The following is a 5,469-nucleotide window of genomic DNA, read 5'->3' on the forward strand; positions in this document are numbered from 1 at the left end:
GGCTCCGGGGCGTGAGGGGAGCGCGGCTCCCCGGAAGGTACGTGGCGCGCGGGCCCCGGCGGTGCGGGACGCGTGCGGCTGCCGGGGCGGGGACGTTCCCCGCTCGCTCCCGCCGTGTCGGCCGGTCCCGGCGGCGGCCGTGGGAGGCCGGCCGCCGAAGTTTCCCATGCGCATGCAGGTCCTCCTGTGCACCGCGGTGTGCTCAGTCACCTGGTCGCCCGTCGTGGGACCAGGTGACAGGAGTGTTTCCCGCAAATGTCGAGAGCGCAAGACATTAGCGATATTTTCTCGGATCGCGTTACCGGCTGTGGCCTGCGAGTTCCTGCCCCAGCGGCTGGCCGGAGTGACCGGTTGCGCGTTCTACCTCTTGCGCTTCCCTCGGGCAACTGGGCCGGTTCCCCGAGGAGACCCCGGGCCGCCCGGCGCCCGCGGCGGCAGCATCGAGAACGGCAAGCCGGCGCGGATGGCCGGGGTCGCCAACCCGCCGGAACGGGCCGTGCGGGTCGAGGGCGGCCACGGAGTCACCGGCCGCTGGGATTACTGCTCGGGCGTGATGCACGCGGACGGTGAGCCTCGTCGCTGTGATCATGGACGAGCGGGTCCCGTGCTTCTTCCTGGCCCGCGCGCCGAGGCGGGGAGGCGCTCGACCCTCCCCTGGTCGCCCTGGCGCCGGGCAAGTCGTCGACGAGCTGGCCCCGCATCAGGGAGGCCGGGTTCTTCCGCGTCAACGTGCTCGGCGCCGGCCCCCATCGAGTGCGAGCTGACGGGCGCGTACGACGCGGGTGACCACGAGCTGGTGATCGGCCGGGTCCTGGAGATCGGCACCCGGCCGGGCAAGCCGCTGCTGTTCTACCGGGGCGCCTTCAGCCGGCTCGGCGTGTGAGCGGGCGGGGCGGCTGGCGCCCCGCGCGCTCGGGCGGTGGAGGGCACGGGCCGCCCGCGCGGCTCGGGCGCTGGAGGGTCCGGTGCGGGCCGCCCCCGGCTCAGGCGGTGGTCGGCACGCCGGTGTCCTCGGCGAAGACCGTGCGCAGGGCCTGCGAGGTGCGTTCGATGTGGCGGGCGAGCAGGTCGGCGGCGAGGTCGGCGTCGCGGCGCAGTACGGCCTCGGCGATGGCCGCGTGCTCGCCGGTGATGTCGCGCCCGGTGTCGTGCCCGACCGGGTGCGACCAGCGGCGGTACAGCGTGAAGGCGTCCCGCAGGGAGAGGGCGACGCCCAGCAGCCGGGCGTTGCCGCAGGCCCGCAGGAGGGTCTGGTGGAAGTGCTCGTGGACGGGGAACCACTCGCTGTTCATCGTGCCGTCCGGCAGTACGGCCGTCATCCCGGCCAGGTGGTGGTGGGCGGCGACGACGTCCGCCTCCCACTTGAGGTCGCCGCGTTCCAGCGAGCGCCGCAGGACCATCGTCTCCACCTCGACGCGCGCCTCGGTGAGTTCGTCGACGTCCTGGAGGGAGACGGTGACCACGCTGAAGCCCTGCTGGGGGGTGGCGACGACGAGCCCCTGCTCCGAGAGGCGGGTCAGGGCCTCGCGCACCACCGACTGGCTGACCGAGAAGCGCTCGGCCAGCTCCACCAGGCGCAGCCGCTGAGCCGGGAGAAGCGTGCCCTGAAAGATGTCCTCGCGGATTCGCGCGTAGACGACAGCGCCTCTAGTCGCCTTCTTAGCAGCCATGGCAGCACACGGTAGCAGGAAAAACGACAACCAAAAAAATAACGTTAATGCATTGCTTAATCGAGATTTCGCGCCGAGACTGCTCCCTGACACGGACATCCCGCACGGCACGGAGGCCCCCATGCGCCTGGCACACATCGACGGACGACTGGTCATCAAGGCACCCCAGGGGTACCTGGACGTCGCGGCGGAGAGCCAGGGCCGCTTCGGCCCCGACCCGCAGGCCGTCCTGGCCGACTGGGAGTCCTTCGCCGACTGGGCACGCGGATACCTGGCCTCGCCCGGGGCCGGGACCGCGACCCCGGTGGCCACCGGCGCCGACGCGGTGTGGGGCTCGCCCGTCGGACGGCCCGCCCAGATCTTCGCCGTAGGCCTCAACTACCGCGACCACATCGCGGAGTCCAAGCTCGACGTGCCGACCGAGCCAGCCGTCTTCACCAAGTTCGCCACCTCCCTGACCAGCCACGAGCGCCCGGTGGAGCTGCCCGAGGGCCTGGTCGACTGGGAGGCGGAACTCGTCGTCGTCATCGGCGCGGAGTGCCACCGCGTCTCCCGCGAGAACGCCTGGTCCCACGTCGCGGGGCTCACCGTCGGCCAGGACCTCTCCGAACGCAAGCTCCAGCTCACCGGCCCCGCCCCGCAGTTCTCGCTCGGCAAGTCCTACCCGGGCTTCGCCCCCCTCGGCCCCGAACTGGTCAGCACCGACGAGTTCGCAGACCCCGACGACCTGGAGATCGGCTGCCGCCTCGAAGGCGGCGAGGTCCTCCAGAACAGCCGCACCCGCCACATGGTCTTCGACGTCCCGGAGCTGATCGCCCGTCTCTCCGCCGTCTGCCCCCTGCTCCCCGGCGACATCATCTTCACCGGCACCCCGGCCGGCGTGGGCGGCGCCCGCACCCCGCAGAAGTTCCTCGCTCCCGGCGACGTCCTGGTCACCTGGATCGAGGGCATCGGCACCCTGCGCAACCCGATGACCGCCTCCTGACCCGCCGCGCCCGCCGCGCCCGGCGCGGGCGCGGGCCCACCCCTGAACGACCGAGGAACCATGCCTGACTTCGACCTGTACCGCCCGTCCGAGGAGCACGACATGCTCAGGGACGCCGTCCGTTCGCTGGCCGAGGCGAAGATCTCGCCGTACGCCGCCGCCGTGGACGAGGAGGCGCGCTTCCCGCGGGAGGCGCTCCAGGCCCTGACCGCGAACGAACTGCACGCGGTGCACGTCCCCGAGGAGTACGGGGGTGCGGGCGCGGACGCGCTGTCCACGGTGATCGTCATCGAGGAGGTGGCCCGCGTCTGCGCCTCCTCCTCGCTCATCCCGGCGGTGAACAAGCTCGGCTCGCTGCCGGTGATCCTCTCCGGCTCAGAGGAGCTGAAGGCGAAGTACCTGGGCCCGCTCGCCAAGGGCGACGCGATGTTCTCGTACGCGCTCAGCGAGCCCGACGCGGGTTCGGACGCGGCCGGGATGAAGACGAAGGCCGTGCGTGACGGTGAATTCTGGGTCCTCAACGGCGTCAAGCGGTGGATCACCAACGCGGGTGTCTCCGAGTTCTACACGGTCATGGCCGTGACCGACCCGACCAAGCGCAGCAAGGGCATCTCCGCGTTCGTCGTCGAGAAGGGCGACGAGGGTGTCTCGTTCGGCGCGCCGGAGAAGAAGCTCGGCATCAAGGGCTCGCCGACGCGCGAGGTCTACTTCGACAACGTCCGTATCCCGGCCGACCGGATGATCGGTGCCGAGGGCACCGGGTTCGCGACGGCGATGAAGACGCTCGACCACACGCGTATCACCATCGCCGCGCAGGCCCTCGGCATCGCGCAGGGCGCCCTGGACTACGCCAAGGGCTACGTGAAGGAGCGTAAGCAGTTCGGCAAGGCCATCGCCGATTTCCAGGGCGTCCAGTTCATGCTCGCCGACATGGCCATGAAGATCTCGGCCGCGCGTGCCCTCACGTACCAGGCCGCCGCCGCCTCCGAGCGCGGCGACGCCGACCTGACCTACCAGGGCGCGGCGGCGAAGTGCTTCGCCTCGGACGTCGCGATGGAGGTCACGACGGACGCGGTCCAGCTCCTGGGCGGCTACGGCTACACGCGCGACTACCCGGTCGAGCGCATGATGCGCGACGCGAAGATCACGCAGATCTACGAGGGCACCAACCAGGTCCAGCGCATCGTCATGGCCCGCAACCTCCCATAACCCGCCGGTCCCGACGGACCACGGGCCGTGGGCCCCGCCCGAGCGAGGCCCACGACCCCTGCCCTTTCCCGCTCGTGGCGGGCGGGGCCGGGGCGGTGGGCGTCAGGTGGCAGGGGGGCGGTGTGGACGAGTTCGTGCTGCCAGTACTTGCGCGGTTGCGTGTGCGGGCGCCAGTAGTGGTCGGTGATGGCGTCCGGGTCGTTCTCGCCGCCGGGTGCCACCTCGCCGGGGCGTCCGGGAGGATCAACGCCGCGTTATAGAGGCGGAGTTCGACCGGCCCGTCCGCGTTCGCCGCCGTGTCGAGGGCGGCGCGCAGGGCCTTCTCGTCCGTGCTGTCGGGGAGCAGCGCCCGTACGGTCCCCCCGGAGACCCCGCGCAGGATTGCGTGGCGCCGCGCGACCACCGTGACCGCCAGCCCCTCGCGGGTCGGCCGCGCCGCCACCGAATCCCCGATTCCCGGCTCCGCCCCGATCACCACTGCCGACGCCAGACCCGCCCCCTCGTCCGCCCGGCGCTCCCTCGCGAACCACCGGTACGTGGGCCGAACACCGGCCCCCCGCACGCCATTCCCCGTCCCGGGACCTCAGTCGGTGGCGACGAGTTCGATCTCGAAGCCGTCGCGGTTCTCCAGGTAGGCGGCGTACTGGTCGGGGCCGCCCGCGTGGGGGTGGCGGTCGGCGAAGAGAAGCGTCCAGCCGTGCGAGAGGGCCTTGTCGGTGAGGGCGTCGACGGCGGCGCGGGGGCCCGCGTGGAAGGCGAGGTGGTTGAGGCCGGGGGCGAGGCGGTCGTGGCGCGGCCCCGAGAGCGCGGGGGACTGTTCGAAGACCAGGTACGTGGCGTCGAGGCGCCAGCTCCGGCCCTCTTCCCACTCCTGATGGAGCGTGTAGCCGAGCGCTTCGAGGAGCCAGGCCCAGTCCGCGACGGCGCGGGGCAGGTCGGGGACCCAGATCTCGACGTGGTGCAGCGTTCCGGGAGTGGGTGGCACGGCGGGCTCCTGCGGCGGCTCGGGGACGGAGTACCGGCACTGTACGGGGTGCGCCGGGACCCCGACCCCGCTCCCCTCCCCGGCTACGGCGTGCGCACCTCGAAGGCCAGGTTGTGCGCGCCCGTGAAGAAGACCCGTGCCTCCGCCGTGTCGTCGTCGCAGTGGCTCGCCGGGAGGATGTCCGTCTTGTTGCGGTCGATGACGTCGCCGCCGATGCGGCCGAGGGAGACGGGGACGTCGTGCGACGGGACGCGGAGGCAGAGGTCCCAGCGGGTGTGCGGGGCGGCGGCGGGTCTCGCGTGCGGGAGCGTGAAGACGAGGCCCGCGCCGTCCGGGCTCGCGGGGAGGGTGAAGTCCCCGGACTCGCCCTGGCGCGAGACCGCCACGACGACCGCGTCCGTCACGGGTACGGGCAGCGCGGCCCGTACCGTCGTCCCCTCCGCGCCCACCGTGATCCGCGTGACCTCCGCGTGCGCCGGGCGCCGCCAGGCCCGTACCGCGAGGAAGCCGTCCACCGTCGCGTACGGCAGCGCGCTCACCGTCTCGCCGTCCGCCGCCGTGAGCGGCGGGCGCCCGACGCGCCGGGCGCGCTCGGCGACCTCGCACACGAGCCGCCTGCG

At 72.5% G+C, this 5,469-nt stretch carries 5 protein-coding genes and 1 pseudogene; 3 read left to right on the forward strand and 3 right to left on the reverse strand.

The window, feature by feature from the left end; genetic code table 11:
- Window positions 1-604: 604 nt before the first annotated feature.
- A complete protein-coding gene (locus G3I42_RS14530; RefSeq protein WP_343244542.1) occupies window positions 605-883 on the forward strand; it encodes a flavin reductase family protein in 279 nt (92 codons plus the stop codon).
- 100 nt (window positions 884-983) lie between these two features.
- Here the strand turns inward: G3I42_RS14530 and G3I42_RS14535 are convergent, their stop codons facing one another.
- The gene (locus G3I42_RS14535) at window positions 984-1,670 is read right to left on the reverse strand and encodes a GntR family transcriptional regulator (protein ID WP_164286050.1); all 687 of its coding nucleotides are present in this window, start codon (window positions 1,668-1,670) and stop codon (window positions 984-986) included.
- A gap of 121 nt (window positions 1,671-1,791) precedes the next feature.
- Here G3I42_RS14535 and G3I42_RS14540 point away from each other — a divergent pair, with 121 nt between their 5' ends.
- The gene (locus G3I42_RS14540) at window positions 1,792-2,655 is read left to right on the forward strand and encodes a fumarylacetoacetate hydrolase family protein (RefSeq protein ID WP_164286052.1); all 864 of its coding nucleotides are present in this window, start codon (window positions 1,792-1,794) and stop codon (window positions 2,653-2,655) included.
- Window positions 2,656-2,715: 60 nt separating this feature from the next.
- Window positions 2,716-3,864, forward strand: coding sequence for an acyl-CoA dehydrogenase family protein (locus G3I42_RS14545; protein ID WP_164286054.1), 1,149 nt, complete (start codon window positions 2,716-2,718; stop codon window positions 3,862-3,864).
- 583 nt (window positions 3,865-4,447) lie between these two features.
- On the opposite strand, the gene G3I42_RS14555 is transcribed toward G3I42_RS14545, so the two are convergent.
- Together G3I42_RS14555 and G3I42_RS14560 are read right to left on the reverse strand one after the other, a co-directional pair.
- Complete coding sequence (locus tag G3I42_RS14555) at window positions 4,448-4,849, reverse strand: VOC family protein (protein ID WP_164286056.1); 402 nt, start codon at window positions 4,847-4,849, stop codon at window positions 4,448-4,450.
- An 83-nt stretch (window positions 4,850-4,932) separates the two neighbouring features.
- Window positions 4,933-5,469: pseudogene (locus tag G3I42_RS14560) on the reverse strand (glycosyltransferase family 4 protein); the annotation flags it as partial.

It is taken from the genome of Streptomyces sp. SID11385 (assembly GCF_010548245.1).
Lineage (GTDB): Bacteria > Actinomycetota > Actinomycetes > Streptomycetales > Streptomycetaceae > Streptomyces.